A 14,731-nucleotide genomic window follows, 5' to 3' on the forward strand; every position below is an offset into this window, starting at 1 on the left:
CGAAACTTTATTTTCATATATGTTGGGTATTTGTATTATGTTCTTTGTGTTCTTCACAGATTATAAAAAGTCTTTGATATCAGCATTTGTTAATACAGCATTTATTCTCTATATTGCATATCAACCTAGTTTACAATGGATCGCCCATACACTTCCTATTTTAAGCTTTTTTATTATTATTACTGCCGTAGCGTGGATTTATCAACGGACACTTGATAATTCGATGATCTCGTTACAAGCGGCTCGTCAGCAATTGATGCAAGATACCCTGATTCGCCAAGAGTTAGCGATTGCCCGTAATTTGCAGCAAGAACTCTACCCCAAACCGCAACACTACAGCGAATGCCTCGATATTGGTGCTTCGGTGCAGCCAGCGCTCGAAACTAGCGGCGATTTGTATGATCTGATTCGCCTGAACGACGATGAGATTGCAATTATTGTGGGTGATGCAACTGGCAAGAGTGTTGCCGCCGCCATGGTAATGGCGATGACCCGCTCGATTATTCGCAGTGAAGCCCGCCGTTCACGCAATCCAGGCCATGTTTTGCGCCATGTCAACGCCATTTTGCATGCCGATGATGCGGTCAATCAGATGATGACGGTCTGGTATGGAGTGCTGAATTTGCGCCATCATCAATTACGCTTTGCCAATGCTGGCCACCCCTTTCCGTTGTTGCGGCGCAATGGAGTGGTGCAAGAGCTAGAGGCTTTTGGCACGCCGCTGCGTTCGATTCGCAATTTCCCCTATGCCGAGCAAACCATCCAATTGCAAGCCAATGATCGCTTGGTGGTCTATACCGATGGCGTGATTGAAACTATGAACGAAGACCGTGAATTATATAGTTTTGATCGTTGGTGCGCCGCTGTGCGTGATATTGAAGCTGAAAATACGGCTGGCTTGATCGATGCCTACTGTGCGGCGGTTGATGAGTTTCGGGGAGCCGCCCGCCAAGCTGATGACTTGACTTTGGTGGTCGTCGATATCATCAAAGATCCTAGCGAAGTGGTAACCCTTCCCGTTGCCGATACCACAGCTGTTGTTGTAACCGCTGATCAATAATCTCTAGATCTGGCCGTACCCCCAAGACCTTTTGCACATACCATGCACTAAATGTTGTTTGATCGTCGTTGCTGAGCAATTGACCATTGGGCGGTTGTTGTTGCAATAAGGCGATCGCTTGATCGCGGCTTTGGGTTTGATTGTGTAGCGAAAATTGCCAACCGAAGGGTAATGCGATCAAACTCAACACTGGCGCTAGCCACATCCAACGTTCTATGGATTTATAGTGTGCCAACCCCACAACGCCCATGCCCAGCAACCAACCAGCCAACAAATGGATTGGCAAGAGATAGACTTGGGCATCAGCGCCGCCATAACTGATGGCCCAAAGCAACGTAACTCCGGCCCAGCCAATCAACATCGAGCGTTGAGCAACCATGATTTTTGTCCAGCCAAAGCCGATTAGCAATGGCCCGACAATCCACCAATAGCTGGCTAGCAAATCGCGGAATGCCAAAACAAGCCGTTGAATTTGCTCGCTCAGTGGTACGGCTCCAACTAAATAACGATATTCGCTGGCGCTGATATGGGCAATTGCCCCCTCAACGCTGCGCCAATCGCCCCAACTTGCTTGAGGAACCGCCGCGCCACGCCATGGCAACACCAAATAACAACCGAGACCAAGCCCAACCATCAGCCAACATAGCCCAATTTGCCGCCAGCTAATCGACCATTTGGCTTTGAACCAAAACCAGCCGAAGCCAACCAGCCATGCGGCAACTGGCAGTTGCACGCTCAAACCCAAGCCTAAAACCAAGCCGAGCGCCGCCAATGTGCTGGTTTGTTGCCAACGTTGCCAGCGCAAACTGAGCCAGAGCAATAAAGCTTGAAACAAATTTGCCAAGGCATAAACTTCGACTACCAGCGCTTGTTGCCAAATTCGTTGACTTAGCCCAACGCCTAATCCAGCAGCCAACATGGCGCTCCAACGGATTTTGGCTGGTTGCTCGCTGGCGCTTAATCCAACGCTCGCAGCGACCACGCCAGCACTCAAGGCCGTAGCGATGGCGCTCAGCCACGCTAAACGCTGAGCTGGCTCGCCGCCAAACCAGTTGAGCGCAATTTGCCCAAACAGCAAATAAGTGGGCATACCTGGCGGATGCGGCACTGCGCCAAACCAGAGTGCCGTCGCCAACTCGCCACTATCGCTGCTGCCATAGGCTGTACTAATGGTTGGGCTGCTCATCAAGCAATAGAGTGGTAATAAACACCCAACGATTAGCCAAGGAATTGCCCGATCCATCCATTGGTTGGCTGGCTGCGTGATATAGTGTGACGATTGTTTTGCAGTTTGAGGATTCATCGATCTATGCTTCCTGTTGTGATTGGGCTGCTTTTAGGGCTAGCCTCATTGATTTTATTGGTGCGTGATGCCTTGTTGCTCAACAAGATTCCCAAGATTGAGCCACGACCAAGCCCTGAACCTATGCCCAGCGTTGCTGTGTTGGTGCCAGCCCGCAATGAAGCGCAAAATATTGGCCATGTGTTGCGTGGCATGGCTCAGCAAACCCGTAGTGATTGGCAACTAACCATTCTTGATGATCATTCAACTGATGCCACGGCTGCGATTGTAGCCGATGTTGCGGCGCAGGATCAACGGGTACATTTGCTGCAAGGCCAGGCATTGCCCGCTGGCTGGACAGGTAAGTGCTGGGCATGTTGGCAATTGGCCGAGGCTAGCACTAGCGAATGGTTGCTGTTTCTTGATGCTGATACCAAGCCGCAGCCTGAGATGTTGCAACAAGCCCTAGCCTATGCCGAGGCCGAAAAACTCGATCTGCTGACGTTTTTGCCCTTCTCGGAGCTAGGCAGTTTTTGGGAGCAAACTTTGCTGCCAGCCTTTTTCTCAATCATTCAGGCGGCCTATCCGGTCAGCAAAGTTAATACGCCTGGTTCGGGCGTGGTGCTGGCGAATGGTCAATTTATTTTGGTGCGACGCAGCGCTTACCAACGAGCAGGCGGCCATGCGGCAGTGCGTGATCGAGTGCTTGAGGATGTTGAGTTAGCCCAAGCGATTGTGCGGGCTGGCGGGGTGATGCGGGCGGTGTACGCTGGTGAGTTGTTGCGCGTGCGAATGTACACCAAGGGCAGCGAAGTTCGCGAGGGCTTGGTCAAAAATGCGATTGCGGGCTTACGTAATGGTGGCGTGCGTTCTTCATGGGCTGGTTTGCGCCAGATTTTGGTTGGAGTTGTGCCATTCGGGCTGGGTTTGCTAAGCCTATGGGCTTGGCTGCGGCGCTGGACATTCTGGCCAAAAATCTTATTGAGTGCGATGGCGGTGCTGCTCAATGGCTTTGCTTTGTGGAGTTGGGGCCGTTTTATGCAGCAATTGTATGGCTTATCGCGCCGTCACGCCCTGCTTTTTCCCTTGGGGATTGTCTGCTATATGCTGCTGGCGGCTGAAGCGGCTTGGCGGATCTGGTCGGGGCGCGGGGTGACGTGGAAAGGCCGCACCTACAAAGAGTAATTAAGCTAAAACTAATTGATTGACGACATGTTCCCAGCGAATGTTGGCAACCATCGCTGGTCCATTGCTGCCAAGTTGGGCTGCTAAATCGGCAGAAGCCCACAATGCGTCGAGGCGGGCGGCCATGGCCCGCGGTTCGGCTGGCGCAACAAAGCCGGTTGTGCCATCGTGAATAAATTCTAAAACTGTGCCCGAATCTTGGGCGGTCAGCACTGGCTTGGCCGCCTCAAGCGCTTCGATCGTGGCAAAGCCAAAATCCTCGTCGATCGGGGCATAGAACACGGCGCGGGCATCGGCATATACATCGATCAGCGTTTGATCATCCATCCAGCCGCGAAACTCAACCCGTTGTTCAAGCCCAAGTTGCTTGGTTAGCCCTTGGAGTTCTACCAAAGCTGGGCCGCGCCCGCCGATAATCGCCTTAACTGGTTGTTCGGTATGCGTTAGGGCATGCAGCAATAAATCGAGTCGTTTGGCGGGGTCAAGCCGCGAAATGCTGAGAATATACGGTTCGTAGCGGCCTTGACGTAAGCGCCCGCTATAAATCGACGGTGGATACAGCGGGGTGCTGGCGAGTCCATTGAAGCGTTGCAAGCGTTGGCTGACAATTTTGGAGATGCTAAAGCGGCGTTTGGCTTCGGCTAAGGCTTGTTGATCGAGCCGCGTCAGGCTGCGAGCGAGTTGATCATCATCAGGTTGACTGCCCCAATCGCTCCAGTTTGTGCCGCGCCAATCGTAGAGTTGCCGATGTTGATGTACCAACCAAACGACTTTTTTGGGGTGGGCCACCGCATATGAAGGAAATTTGGTACATATTACTTGATCGACTGGTCGATCTTCAACCTGGCTGAGATCGAGCATGCGCCAGGCCAAAGCGCTATTGAGCAACTCGCGATGTGGTGTGCGAGTAAAGGGCAAGGCGACTAAATCGGCTTCATGGCCTGCCTTGCGCAAGGCTTGCAGGAGGCCTTCGGCTAACAACTCGGCTCCACCACGGGCAAAAGGCACTTGGGCTGTACAAACAAGAATCCGTTTCATTGGCTCTCAGGGTTAAGCAATCAGCCGCCATTATACTTTAGATTTGCTGGAGCGCCGCTTGAACCCGTAAGGCTAGCTGGGTCAGAATAATTGAGGTTGCGCCCCAAATTTTATGCTCACCATAAGGATAATGCGGCACTTGCAGAGTCATGCCACGAATAATCCGTTCTTCAGTTTGTACGGCATCGGCGGCCCAAAGCTGCTGCAAAGGTAAATGTACCACATCGGCAACTTCATTCGGGTTTGGCGCTAAATCAGGCGCATGATCAAGCCAAGCGACAATTGGCGTGATTAAAAAATTGCTGACCGGAACATACAATTCGCTCAAGCGCCCGATGATTGTGGGTTGATGGGTTTGCAAGCCAACCTCTTCGTGGGCTTCGCGCAGCGCGGCGGCCTCAGGGCTGGCATCAGTTGGGTCGATCGAGCCGCCAGGCAGCGAAATTTCGCCAGTATGGCTGCGCAAATTGCCGCTGCGCACGGTTAATAGCACAAACAACTGCTCAGCTTGCGGATAGAGCAAAGCCAACACTGCGCTATGGCGTGGCGTAATATGGGCTGGGGGTAATAAATCGCGACTGGGATTGCCGTTGCCGAGGATTGGTAAAAGCCGTGAACGAGCCTCATTATCGTGTTGCAAGTTGACAAGTTGCGCTTGGAGAGCCGCCACGAACGCTAGATTTGGCATACATCTCATTCCACTAAACGAACAAAGACGTAGGTTGCTCCTACGTCTTTGTTATTATACCGTGAGTTGATCGAGTTAGATCAAAGCTTTTTCGGTGGCGATGTCGAAGATATGCATTTTTTCCATATCATAGACTGCGCGAATTGGCTGGCCTGGGCGGGCCGAGGTACGTGGGTCGAAGCGCCCGATGATCGAGTGTTGGCCGCTTTGCAGGTAGGCGTAGATTTCGCTACCCATTGGTTCGGTCACATCGACAGTGGTTTCAACCACGGCATCGCCGTTAATGCCTGGTGGCAAGAGTGCGGCATCGTGGACATCTTCGGGGCGCACGCCAAGCTCAACTTCTTTGCCAACATGCGATTCGATATGGGCACGGCGGCTATTGGGAATTGGCACCGAGAAGCTGCCGCCGTCGAAGAACAAACGGCCATCGCCCTTGGTCAAGGTTCCTTTGATGAAGTTCATCGAGGGCGAACCAATGAAGCCTGCCACAAATTTGTTGACGGGATGATCGTATAAGGTTTGAGGACTATCAAGTTGTTGCATGATCCCATCGCGCATCACTGCAATCCGTGAACCCATGGTCATGGCTTCGGTTTGGTCGTGGGTCACATAGATAAAGGTGGTTTTGAGCCGTTGGTGCAATTTGCTAATTTCAGCCCGGGTTTGCACCCGCAACTTAGCATCCAAGTTCGAGAGTGGTTCGTCCATCAAGAAGACGGCTGGATCGCGCACGATTGCTCGGCCCAAAGCCACCCGTTGGCGTTGGCCGCCCGAAAGTTGGCGGGGCTTGCGATCAAGCAAGTGACCAATCGCCATCATTTCGGCGGCTTCTTCGACGCGGCGCTTGATTTCGGGCTTGGGCACTTTGCGTAGCTTCAAGCCGAACGCCATGTTATCAAACACCGTCATGTGAGGATACAAAGCGTAGCTTTGGAACACCATGGCAATATCGCGATCTTTGGGCGCAACGTTGTTGACCACGCGATCCCCGATCATAATTTGGCCGCCAGTAATTTCTTCGAGACCAGCCAAACAGCGCAAAGCGGTCGATTTACCACAGCCTGAAGGGCCAACCAAGACCAAAAATTCTTGATCAGGAATATCGATGTTGAGATCTTTGAGAACGTGCACATCACCAAAGATTTTATCAACGTGATCAAACGTAATTGAAGCCATCGAGATCCTCCTTGAAACCTAATGAACCAATCACCAAGCTTGGGTTGAGCCATGTACGGTGAGCAATGGCGCTCCCATCAAGCTGTTGTAGGAGTTTTCGCACCAAGGTATGTGCCCAAAGTTCGGTTGGCCAGCGAAAGCCCGAGATGCCGCGTTGGGTATTGCTATGGCTAACGATCAGTGGTACTTTGGCATGATCGACCATCACCACCCCGGTTGCCAGTTGATTGCCACAGACGATCAAGCCATCATAGTCGTTTTCGCTGGCGGCAAGTGCTTCGTAAGCAGCAACCCCATCGTGAAAACGATTGTCGGCTGGCTCGACGACCAACGCTGGATCAAAGGCGATGCCTGCGCGGCGTAAAGCGCGTCGATAACCCAGATACCAACGGGCCGAGCCTGGAATGCTGCGCGGTAGCGTAATCAGGCCGATCCGTTGCATCCCCGCATGGGTCAAGGTTTCAACCGCGCGTTGTGCAGCAAAGGCTGCGTCACACAAGACGGCTGGTTGCTCAAACGGGGGGGCTAATGCCCAAATTTGGGGCAATTGTGGGTCGAGTACTGTGCCAAAACTAATCCAACCATCGGCCAAATCGCCACGGGCTTGGCTATCGGCAGGTTGTAGTAAGAGACTATAGCCTGCGCTAGTTGCAGCATTGGTTGCTTCGAGCAGCCAGGTGGCCAAATCGAGTTCACATAATAGATTAGCTTGGGGTAACAGTACGCCAATAGTTAAGGTGCGTTGACGTTGCAGATTACGGCCTTGACGATGGGGTTGATAGCCGAGTTTGGCAACTGCGGCTAGCACTTTGTTGCGCGTGGCTTCGCTGACCGGCATGCTGTCGTTCAAAACATACGACACCGTGGCAACTGAAACCCCTGCTAATTGCGCAACATCCTTGATCGTTGCCATCGTTGGCCTCATCTATTTAAACGTTTAAATAGAGTATACTGCACTTATTTATCCTTGACAAGTTGCGATTAAAAGGGGGTTGTATGGCGCTTGGGCAACAACTGGTGCATCCTGATTGTTTGGCATTTGTTGCGGTGGTTGAAGAATTATTAGCGCGTCGTCAACAAGGCCTCGTGCCGCAAAATCGCTGGCAACTCGCCGATGATCCATGGGGGCCACGCGCTTGGAATCGTACCGAGTTGGAAGATATGGTTTATAGCAGCTACAAGCAGATGCGCAAAGGCCGCATCACCCGCCCGCCACGCCGCGAGGTGGTGATGGATATTGCCGATTATCTGAATTGCACAATCGAGGAGCGCAATCGTTTATTGATTGCCGCCGATGGTTCGCCGATTATGCCCTACCTGACTGGCGCGGCGCTCACGCCAATTCTTGAGATTACAATTGAAATTGTGCAACAACTGAGCATGCCGGCGTTTGTAATCAATCGTGATTGGCAGATGCACTATTTCAACGAGCATTTGCTGAATTTGTTTGGGGTTACGCCTGAAATGTTGGCGGCGATTGATCCTACTCAGTTGAATGTGCTAGGCCTGTTGTGTAACCCCGATTTGCCCTTATACCCGCAGTTGATTCAAAATCGCGCTTCATGGCAATTTATGGTGCGCAAAACGATTTATGGCTTTAAACAGGCCAATGTGCTATGCCAATATGAGCCATGGTATCAACAATTGGTCGCTGAGTTGTTACAACTGCCTGAATTTGCCAGCCAATGGCCGACGGTTAGCCTCGATAAACCGCTGGTTACGCCGAATATGGGGCTTGAATCGCCAACAATTGTGCTAGAGGCATTAATTCCGCATACCAAGCCAATGCCCAAACGGGCTTGGCTGCGACCATTGTTGATGTCGGCGGGCTATTTTCAATTTGATTTTCCGCAAATTGTGGCTTTTTTGCCCGCCAACGCCGAGAGCCAAGCGATTTATGCAGAAATTGGCGTGCCGCTGGGGATTAATCATAGTAACTAAGTTACTCGGCCCTCACCCCCTGACCCCCTCCTTTCAAGGGTAGGTTTTTAATAAGCATGGGTGATCACCACCCTTCCGTCCCGCCTCAAGGCGGGAGACGCAGGGGGCTTTAATCCCCCTGTACCCCCTCAAGGGCAATCAGGGCTGGCATCCATGCATTGATGAACCAGCCTATCCGTGGTTCGTCGATGCACCCTACCCTTGGAAGCTCGCTCCCGCTCTCACCCAGCAGGCGAGGGGGAATCATTCCATCACGAACGGTGGATCGCCCCTCGCCCGCCGCCGTGGGAGAGGGGTCGGGGGTGAGGGATCAACCTACTCTTGTAAGCTGACCCCCTCTCCCGCCCAGCGAGGCGAGGGGGAAACCTTCATCATGAACGTTGACTCCCCTCGCCCACGGCGGTGGGCGAGGGGCTGGGGGTGAGGGCATCTACCATACTCTCAAAGGACATTTTGTACCTTGTGGTTGGAATAGAATCCATTCAGATAACTCGCCGCGAGCAAACTCGCTTAGCAATGTTGAGGATGGATTGTCATGCCAACGAAAACAATTGTCTTGATTCACGGTCTGTTTGTGTCGAAGCATTCTTGGCAGCCGTGGGTTGAATATTACCAAGCGAAGGGCTATACGGTGTTAACGCCAGCTTGGCCAGGCCGCGATCAAAGTGTCGCCGAATTAAAGCAACGGTCCAATGATCCAGCTTTAGCTCAGCATACATTAAAAGAAAGCATCGATTATCATGTGAAATTTATTCAGAGTTTGCCCGAAAAACCAATTGTGATTGGCCACTCGATGGGTGGCTTGATTACCCAAATTTTGGCTAATCGCCAGTTGATTAGCGCTGGCGTAGCGATCGATTCGGCTCCGCCGCAGGGCGTAATCAGCACCAAATGGTCGTTTATCAAATCGGCCTTGCCCATGCTGAATCCGTTTCGTTCGACCAGCAAGCCTTTTATGATGCCGTTTGAGCATTTTCAATATAGCTTTGTCAATGGCATGCCCTTGGCCGAGCAACAAGCGATTTATCAAAACCAAGTTGTACCCGAATCGCTGCATAACTTGCGTCAATCGTTGACCAGCGTTAGTCGGGTAGATTTCAAGGCTGAGCATGCCCCGCTGCTGCTGATTGCTGGCGAAATTGACCATATTATTCCGGCTTCGCTGAATTACAGCAATTATCGCAAATATCGCAATAGCAAATCGCTGACCGATTTCAAGCAATTTGCTGGGCGCAATCACTACATTGTCGGCCAACCAAACTGGCAAGAAGTTGCTGAATATGCCTTGAATTGGGTCGAAACTAAGGCTTTGGCCAGTCAATCGGTTGCTCAGTAATTGAGTAGCTGCTGCTTAACCGTGGTCTTGCCGCAACGAGGCCACGGTTTTTGGCGGCCAAATTCGGGCCGATGAATCAACATAAGCATGATGAATGGTGGTAAGCTAAGGGTTAATCAATCGAGATGAGGTTGCGATGATTGAACAACGACCCTTAGCCGAACTTGCCAACGATCGTCGTTTTCCGCCTGATCCCCAATTTGGCTTGGTGTATGCTGCTTTGCAGGCTGGCAACTCGCAGGGTTGCTATTGGCAGGCCAATACATGGAGCAGTTGCTGGGATCAAGCAAACAATGTGTTGTATTTGGCGAGCGATCGTCGGCTTGATCAGGCTGAATTTAACCAACACTGGCTGCAAACGGTGGTTCCGGCGATGCCTGCCCGTCAAGTGATCAAACTGCGCTTGCTTGGTAATGCTCAACTTGAATTAGACCATGTGCTCAAGCCCTATCAATCCCAACCAAGCAGCAGCTACTTTTTTGCTGATCACGGCCATGCAATCAATCAACCACAACTGCCCAGCCAATTTGAGTTAAAGCAACTTGATCCTGAAGTATTACAATTACCAAGCGCTCAGCCAATTATCCAAGAAATTCGTTGGATGTGGCCAAGCCTTGAGCGCTTTCTAACCAACGGTTTGGGCTTAGCAATTCAGGTCGAGCAAACGTTGGTGGCCTGGTGTACTGCTGAGTATGTTAGTTCGCAACGCTGTGGTTTAGGCATCGAAACCTTAGAAGCCTACCAACAACAAGGTTTGGGCTATGCTTTGGCAACCGCAATGATCGTGGCATGTCGCCAACGTGGTTTGCAAGTGCATTGGGAATGTTCGAGCAAAAATCTTGCTTCGTATCGTTTGGCGCAAAAACTCGGCTTGCAACCACAAGCAGGTTTGATCAACTATGGCTTGGTTTGGCTCTAGTTGGTTTGTTGCAAGGTTTGCAACACGCTAGACCATTCGGGGTAGCGATAAATTGGGTTGGCCACATGGTGATAGACAATCTGACCAGCCCGATTGATCGCTGCTGCACCGCCTAGCCGTCGCATTGAGCCAGCCCCATTCAACAACTCCATGCCGCCGACCAAGAGCTTGGCTTGGCGAATGAGCACCTGTGGCGAGAGCACTTGCAGCCACGAGCCTTCAACAATCTCAAAATAATCGTAGACCTGTAAACTTTGATCAACATAAATTGGGAAGGGAATGTTATACATCGAGCGAAAACGCGATACTAGCTCAACATTGCCCATCATCAGCACCACAATCTGCCAGCCAGCATCCTTGAAGGCTTGGTCGTAATCACGCAGATTCAACAAGGTTTGGCGGCAAATACCACAACCAATATTACGCATAAAAAAGATCAAGATTGGCTTTTCCTGCCAAAGACTTTCAAAGCCAACCCGCTCACCAGTTTCATTCAACACCCATAAATCAGTCATTGGGTTGCTTGCTACTGCTGTCATCTTACCCATCCAATCGCGCTGTAAATTCACTATTGTAGGCTACGTGCGCTTGGCGGTATAAGGATGTATGTTTAGGCGGCGCGTTGCAGTGGTGGCTCCACATAGGTCAATACTTCATCCCAAGTTGGGTAACGATAAATTGGGTTGGCAACATGATGAAAGCTAATTTCGGCCTGCGGATTGAGCAACACAATGCCCCCAAGGCGGCGAATCGATTCGGCAGTTAAATTGACTGATGAAGGAATGCCCTTGAAGGCCAACAGCATCTGACGGGCTAAAACATGGGGGCCAGCAACCGTCCAAAGTGAGCCTTGGCCAATTTCAAAGGCCTCGTAAACGTGCTGTTTGGGGTCGGAATAGACAGGGAATGGCAACCGATTGAGCTGACGAAAGCCATGGGCCATTTTGGCATCGCCCATAATAATTACGGCAATTTCGCAGTGGGCATGGTGAAAGCGTTGTTGATATTCGCGTAAACGGTAGAGCTGTTGGCGACACAGGCCACAACCAACATGGCGCATTAACATTAACAAAAGTGAACGTTGTTGATAGCGTTGCAGCAAATCAACCGGATGATCGGTTTCATCCACCACCATTAAATTGCGCTCAACAATTTGGCCCTGCATAACACACCCATCCTTGCTAAAAAGAAAACTGCATCGACCTCTATTCGCTTAAACAAACGTAGGTAGATGCAGCCTTTTTTAAAGATTGGATGAGGATTCGTTTTGGGCGCGTTGTTCGGCAATTTTGCGCAGCCCACTAGCGGCTCGCCAAATAACTGATACTAAGGCCAGCGTGATCAGCAGCCAGATGCCCCAAATCACAACGCTAGAACTACTTTGACGGGCAACAAAGGCCAATAATGGCAGCACGCACATTGTTGGCGAAAACAGCATGGCCAAGGCAATCGAACGTCGGAGTTTGCGTTCTTCAGGGCTTAAATTGGCACGATTGAGCGAACGTGGCTGCTGATCTGGTGACTGCATGAAACATCCTTATGCTACTTAGTTGCTGGACAGCTCGTGGCTGAGCCAGTTGGTTGGGCTGCTTGCGGATCACGCTTGAAAATCAGGCTTTGTTGATCGGCATAAACCTCGCGCCAAGCTGAATTGGCTTGGACTGCGCTGATCAATTGTTGGCCGTTTCCGCGATCCACTAATATTGTATCAATTGAATCTTGAGTTAGCAGCCGTTCCCAATCGCGGCCTGCCATAATACAACTATAGGCTTGCCAATGTTCGGTTGGGTATAAGCTAACTCGCGGATCGATAAATACAGGCAATTGCTCACCAGCTTGCCAGATTAAATAGCTGCCATAGCCAAGATCATGGAAGTAGGCTTGGCTTGGTGGATTGGCCTGTAAAAACTCGACTGCTTGAATTGGGGTAGCAGCACTCGCTAATGTTGCTTGCGGCAAATTGCCAGTTGCACCCTGCAAAGCCGCTGGTAAAGGCAGCCAAATACGAATAATTGGTTGCATAAGCAGCCCAATCAAACCAATCGTGATTGTTAATCCGGCAATCCATATCGGTGCGCTGGGGTTACGTTTAATCAGGCGTAAGCGGCCACGGCGCACAATTGCCTCGGCAATAATTGGGCCTGCCACACTACCAAACCAAAATTGATAACGCATGCTGAGTAAACTAAAGGCTGCCATGATTGCCGTTATGATCAGATCGGCGCTGCGCATGCGCTGCCAAACTACCGATAACATCATGGCTGCAATTAAACCAACCGCCAAGCTCACTTGAGCCATCGGAGTAGCAAAATTCAGCAGTGGTGAGCCTGATTGAGTTTGTAAAGCTTCGGGAACTATGCTGGTTAATTGTTGCCATGCGGCGATCCAGCCATTCCAGCCATGCGGGTTGATAAAACTCGCGATGGTCGTCGTTGCCGTGGCGATTTGCAGCGCTCGGGCAGTTGCATAAATTGGTGCTTCATCATGGTCGCGCCGTCGATCGATGATTGCGCCTACAGCGGCTGTTGCAACCAGGATTGGCCCAAAGATGAAACTTTCATGCAGGTTGACCCAAAGTAATTGGATGATCGGGAGCAACCAGAGATATTTCGTTGTCCAGCGCTCGGCAGCAACTTCGCTAACAATCACAAAACTAGCGATAAACAACGGCCATACAAACATCGCAGGCTGAACTTGCCAATGATTGAAACTTACCAGCACACTCAACAACAAACCGAGCATGGCGGCCCGCCCATTGGCTTTTACCCGTCGCCAGGTATGCCAGAGCAATAAAGCATAACTGCCGATTAATAAAAGGCTGCGGATTTGTAAAATTGCAACTAAACCACCAAGCTGATAGATCCACGAAAAGAGGAATTGGCTGAGCCAGTTTTGGTAGAAAAAAGCTGTATTGGCTTGGGTGGCGGAAAAAACGCCAACAGTGGGGATTCTGCCACTTGTGCGAATCAGATCGCCAATTTTGAGCTGCCACCAAAAATCCTCTGGGGCAACCAGCCATAAGCTACCAACTGCCATTGCTAGTGCAAAAAAGAGCAAAGCCCACCAGATTGGTGCAGACCATTTGATGCGTTGGATATGCTGCTCCTTTCCTTGATCTTGAATGCTAGCCCGATTTTAACATAGTTTGTTAAATGCCAAACACTGCCTGAAACTCAAGCAGTGTTTGGCAAATTGATGATTCGATGAATTAGGCTTTAAGGCTTGCTATCAGTTGATCGACCAGCACTTCTTGCCGTACTAACTCGCGGCGAAGCTGAATCTCAGCTTGGGCAGTTTGTAATGCCCGTTCACGAGCTTGGGTCGCCAGTTCTGGCTCACCACAGCGCTTGGCTAGGGCAAGCCGTTCTGTCCAACGCTGCGATTCATGGGCGTAGCGTTCGGCTTGACGACGTGTGCGATCACGTTCAACTGCTAATTGGAGATAGGCCTGTTTAAGCTTGTTCATCACCGCCTGCCTTTTTCAAACGCCGTACCACGCGCATCCGACGGGCTGGCTGAGCTGCTTGCTCGGCAACTGGGGCCGGCGTAGGTGCTGGCGTTGGCGCTGGCGTATTGCGGGCTGAAATTGGCCCGCGTTCAACCATTTTGTCGCGTGGAGCTGATGCGCGATCATCGAAACCACGACGGTCATCGCGGCCACGGTTATCGAAACCACGACGGTCGTCGCGACCACGGTTGTCAAAACCACGGCGATCAAACGAGCCTTGGTTGCTTGGGCGGCGACCGCCAAAGGTGTTTTTAGGGCGATCATCGCCACGATGGGCGCGATCAAGCGCCAAGCCACGTTCGCCACGTGGTCGATCATCAAAAAATTCTTCGCGACGATTGGTACGATCGAAGCCACTTGCATCGCGACGTGGGCCACGTTCGCCGAAACCGCCACCTTCACGGCGTGGGCCACGTTCGCCGAAACCGCCGCCTTCACGGCGCGGACCACGGTCACCAAAACCGCCACCTTCACGGCGCGGGCCGCGTTCGCCAAAGCCGCCACCTTCACGGCGCGGACTGCGTTCGCCAAAGCCGCCACCATCGCGGCGCGGACTGCGTTCGCCAAAACCGCCACCTTCACGGCGTGGGCCACG

At 51.5% G+C, this 14,731-nt stretch carries 15 protein-coding genes and 1 pseudogene; 5 read left to right on the forward strand and 11 right to left on the reverse strand.

Going from position 1 to position 14,731, the window contains the following annotated elements; genetic code table 11:
• Nucleotides 1-223: 223 nt before the first annotated feature.
• Nucleotides 224-1,060, forward strand: a complete 837-nt coding sequence (locus DEF47_RS02785; protein ID WP_287044953.1) for a PP2C family protein-serine/threonine phosphatase — start codon at nucleotides 224-226, stop codon at nucleotides 1,058-1,060.
• Here the strand turns inward: DEF47_RS02785 and DEF47_RS02790 are convergent.
• Nucleotides 996-2,363 carry a glycosyltransferase family 117 protein gene (locus tag DEF47_RS02790; protein ID WP_012188329.1) on the reverse strand — a complete coding sequence of 456 codons (1,368 nt, stop codon included), beginning with the start codon at nucleotides 2,361-2,363 and terminating at the stop codon, nucleotides 996-998. The genes DEF47_RS02785 and DEF47_RS02790 overlap by 65 nt on opposite strands.
• Nucleotides 2,364-2,369: 6 nt before the next feature.
• Here DEF47_RS02790 and DEF47_RS02795 point away from each other — a divergent pair, with 6 nt between their 5' ends.
• Nucleotides 2,370-3,527: a glycosyltransferase gene (locus DEF47_RS02795; RefSeq protein ID WP_012188330.1), complete on the forward strand. Its 1,158-nt coding sequence runs from the start codon at nucleotides 2,370-2,372 to the stop codon at nucleotides 3,525-3,527.
• Here DEF47_RS02795 and DEF47_RS02800 read toward each other — a convergent pair whose 3' ends face one another.
• The 4 genes from DEF47_RS02800 to DEF47_RS02815 form a co-directional block, all read right to left on the reverse strand.
• Complete coding sequence (locus DEF47_RS02800; protein ID WP_012188331.1) at nucleotides 3,528-4,565, reverse strand: glycosyltransferase family 4 protein; 1,038 nt, start codon at nucleotides 4,563-4,565, stop codon at nucleotides 3,528-3,530.
• 37 nt (nucleotides 4,566-4,602) lie between these two features.
• Nucleotides 4,603-5,253, reverse strand: coding sequence for an NUDIX hydrolase (locus DEF47_RS02805; RefSeq protein WP_287044954.1), 651 nt, complete (start codon nucleotides 5,251-5,253; stop codon nucleotides 4,603-4,605).
• Nucleotides 5,254-5,328: 75 nt separating this feature from the next.
• The gene (locus tag DEF47_RS02810; protein ID WP_012188333.1) at nucleotides 5,329-6,432 is read right to left on the reverse strand and encodes an ABC transporter ATP-binding protein; all 1,104 of its coding nucleotides are present in this window, start codon (nucleotides 6,430-6,432) and stop codon (nucleotides 5,329-5,331) included.
• Entirely contained in the window at nucleotides 6,413-7,345 is a 933-nt protein-coding gene (locus DEF47_RS02815) for a LacI family DNA-binding transcriptional regulator (protein ID WP_012188334.1), read from the reverse strand. Before DEF47_RS02815 ends, DEF47_RS02810 begins: the two co-directional genes overlap by 20 nt.
• 83 nt (nucleotides 7,346-7,428) lie before the next feature.
• Here DEF47_RS02815 and DEF47_RS02820 point away from each other — a divergent pair, with 83 nt between their 5' ends.
• The 3 genes from DEF47_RS02820 to DEF47_RS02830 all read left to right on the forward strand — a co-directional run bounded on the left by DEF47_RS02820 (nucleotide 7,429) and on the right by DEF47_RS02830 (nucleotide 10,628).
• Nucleotides 7,429-8,373, forward strand: a complete 945-nt coding sequence (locus DEF47_RS02820; RefSeq protein ID WP_012188335.1) for a PAS domain-containing protein — start codon at nucleotides 7,429-7,431, stop codon at nucleotides 8,371-8,373.
• A 535-nt stretch (nucleotides 8,374-8,908) separates the two neighbouring features.
• Nucleotides 8,909-9,709, forward strand: a complete 801-nt coding sequence (locus tag DEF47_RS02825) for an alpha/beta hydrolase (RefSeq protein WP_012188336.1) — start codon at nucleotides 8,909-8,911, stop codon at nucleotides 9,707-9,709.
• A gap of 136 nt (nucleotides 9,710-9,845) precedes the next feature.
• Nucleotides 9,846-10,628, forward strand: a complete 783-nt coding sequence (locus DEF47_RS02830; RefSeq protein WP_012188337.1) for a GNAT family N-acetyltransferase — start codon at nucleotides 9,846-9,848, stop codon at nucleotides 10,626-10,628.
• On the opposite strand, the gene DEF47_RS02835 is transcribed toward DEF47_RS02830, so the two are convergent.
• The 6 genes and pseudogenes from DEF47_RS02835 to DEF47_RS02860 all read right to left on the reverse strand — a co-directional run.
• Nucleotides 10,625-11,167, reverse strand: coding sequence for a redoxin domain-containing protein (locus DEF47_RS02835; protein WP_041304013.1), 543 nt, complete (start codon nucleotides 11,165-11,167; stop codon nucleotides 10,625-10,627). The genes DEF47_RS02830 and DEF47_RS02835 overlap by 4 nt on opposite strands.
• 71 nt (nucleotides 11,168-11,238) lie before the next feature.
• Nucleotides 11,239-11,793, reverse strand: a complete 555-nt coding sequence (locus DEF47_RS02840; protein ID WP_012188339.1) for an AhpC/TSA family protein — start codon at nucleotides 11,791-11,793, stop codon at nucleotides 11,239-11,241.
• A 78-nt stretch (nucleotides 11,794-11,871) separates the two neighbouring features.
• Nucleotides 11,872-12,156 (reverse strand): hypothetical protein, encoded by a 285-nt coding sequence (locus DEF47_RS02845; RefSeq protein WP_012188340.1) that lies wholly within the window; start codon nucleotides 12,154-12,156, stop codon nucleotides 11,872-11,874.
• 14 nt (nucleotides 12,157-12,170) lie between these two features.
• Complete coding sequence (locus DEF47_RS02850; protein WP_012188341.1) at nucleotides 12,171-13,664, reverse strand: hypothetical protein; 1,494 nt, start codon at nucleotides 13,662-13,664, stop codon at nucleotides 12,171-12,173.
• Nucleotides 13,665-13,836: 172 nt separating this feature from the next.
• Nucleotides 13,837-14,094, reverse strand: coding sequence for a hypothetical protein (locus tag DEF47_RS02855; RefSeq protein WP_012188342.1), 258 nt, complete (start codon nucleotides 14,092-14,094; stop codon nucleotides 13,837-13,839).
• Nucleotides 14,081-14,731: pseudogene (locus DEF47_RS02860) on the reverse strand (hypothetical protein); the annotation flags it as partial. The gene DEF47_RS02855 and the pseudogene DEF47_RS02860, both read right to left, overlap by 14 nt.

Origin of the sequence: Herpetosiphon sp., from assembly GCF_003512625.1 — a bacterium.
Taxonomy (GTDB): Bacteria; Chloroflexota; Chloroflexia; order Chloroflexales; family Herpetosiphonaceae; genus Herpetosiphon; species Herpetosiphon aurantiacus.

Excerpts from the sequence above, each read along its gene's own strand:
- DEF47_RS02785 (WP_287044953.1), top strand. The coding sequence starts at position 224 with ATGATCTCGTTACAAGCGGCTCGTCAGCAATTGATGCAAGATACCCTG.
- DEF47_RS02790 (WP_012188329.1), bottom strand. The coding sequence starts at position 2,363 with ATGAATCCTCAAACTGCAAAACAATCGTCACACTATATCACGCAGCCA.
- DEF47_RS02795 (WP_012188330.1), top strand. The coding sequence starts at position 2,370 with ATGCTTCCTGTTGTGATTGGGCTGCTTTTAGGGCTAGCCTCATTGATT.
- DEF47_RS02800 (WP_012188331.1), bottom strand. The coding sequence starts at position 4,565 with ATGAAACGGATTCTTGTTTGTACAGCCCAAGTGCCTTTTGCCCGTGGT.
- DEF47_RS02805 (WP_287044954.1), bottom strand. The coding sequence starts at position 5,253 with ATGCCAAATCTAGCGTTCGTGGCGGCTCTCCAAGCGCAACTTGTCAAC.
- DEF47_RS02810 (WP_012188333.1), bottom strand. The coding sequence starts at position 6,432 with ATGGCTTCAATTACGTTTGATCACGTTGATAAAATCTTTGGTGATGTG.
- DEF47_RS02815 (WP_012188334.1), bottom strand. The coding sequence starts at position 7,345 with ATGGCAACGATCAAGGATGTTGCGCAATTAGCAGGGGTTTCAGTTGCC.
- DEF47_RS02820 (WP_012188335.1), top strand. The coding sequence starts at position 7,429 with ATGGCGCTTGGGCAACAACTGGTGCATCCTGATTGTTTGGCATTTGTT.
- DEF47_RS02825 (WP_012188336.1), top strand. The coding sequence starts at position 8,909 with ATGCCAACGAAAACAATTGTCTTGATTCACGGTCTGTTTGTGTCGAAG.
- DEF47_RS02830 (WP_012188337.1), top strand. The coding sequence starts at position 9,846 with ATGATTGAACAACGACCCTTAGCCGAACTTGCCAACGATCGTCGTTTT.
- DEF47_RS02835 (WP_041304013.1), bottom strand. The coding sequence starts at position 11,167 with ATGACAGCAGTAGCAAGCAACCCAATGACTGATTTATGGGTGTTGAAT.
- DEF47_RS02840 (WP_012188339.1), bottom strand. The coding sequence starts at position 11,793 with ATGCAGGGCCAAATTGTTGAGCGCAATTTAATGGTGGTGGATGAAACC.
- DEF47_RS02845 (WP_012188340.1), bottom strand. The coding sequence starts at position 12,156 with ATGCAGTCACCAGATCAGCAGCCACGTTCGCTCAATCGTGCCAATTTA.
- DEF47_RS02850 (WP_012188341.1), bottom strand. The coding sequence starts at position 13,664 with ATGGCAGTTGGTAGCTTATGGCTGGTTGCCCCAGAGGATTTTTGGTGG.
- DEF47_RS02855 (WP_012188342.1), bottom strand. The coding sequence starts at position 14,094 with ATGAACAAGCTTAAACAGGCCTATCTCCAATTAGCAGTTGAACGTGAT.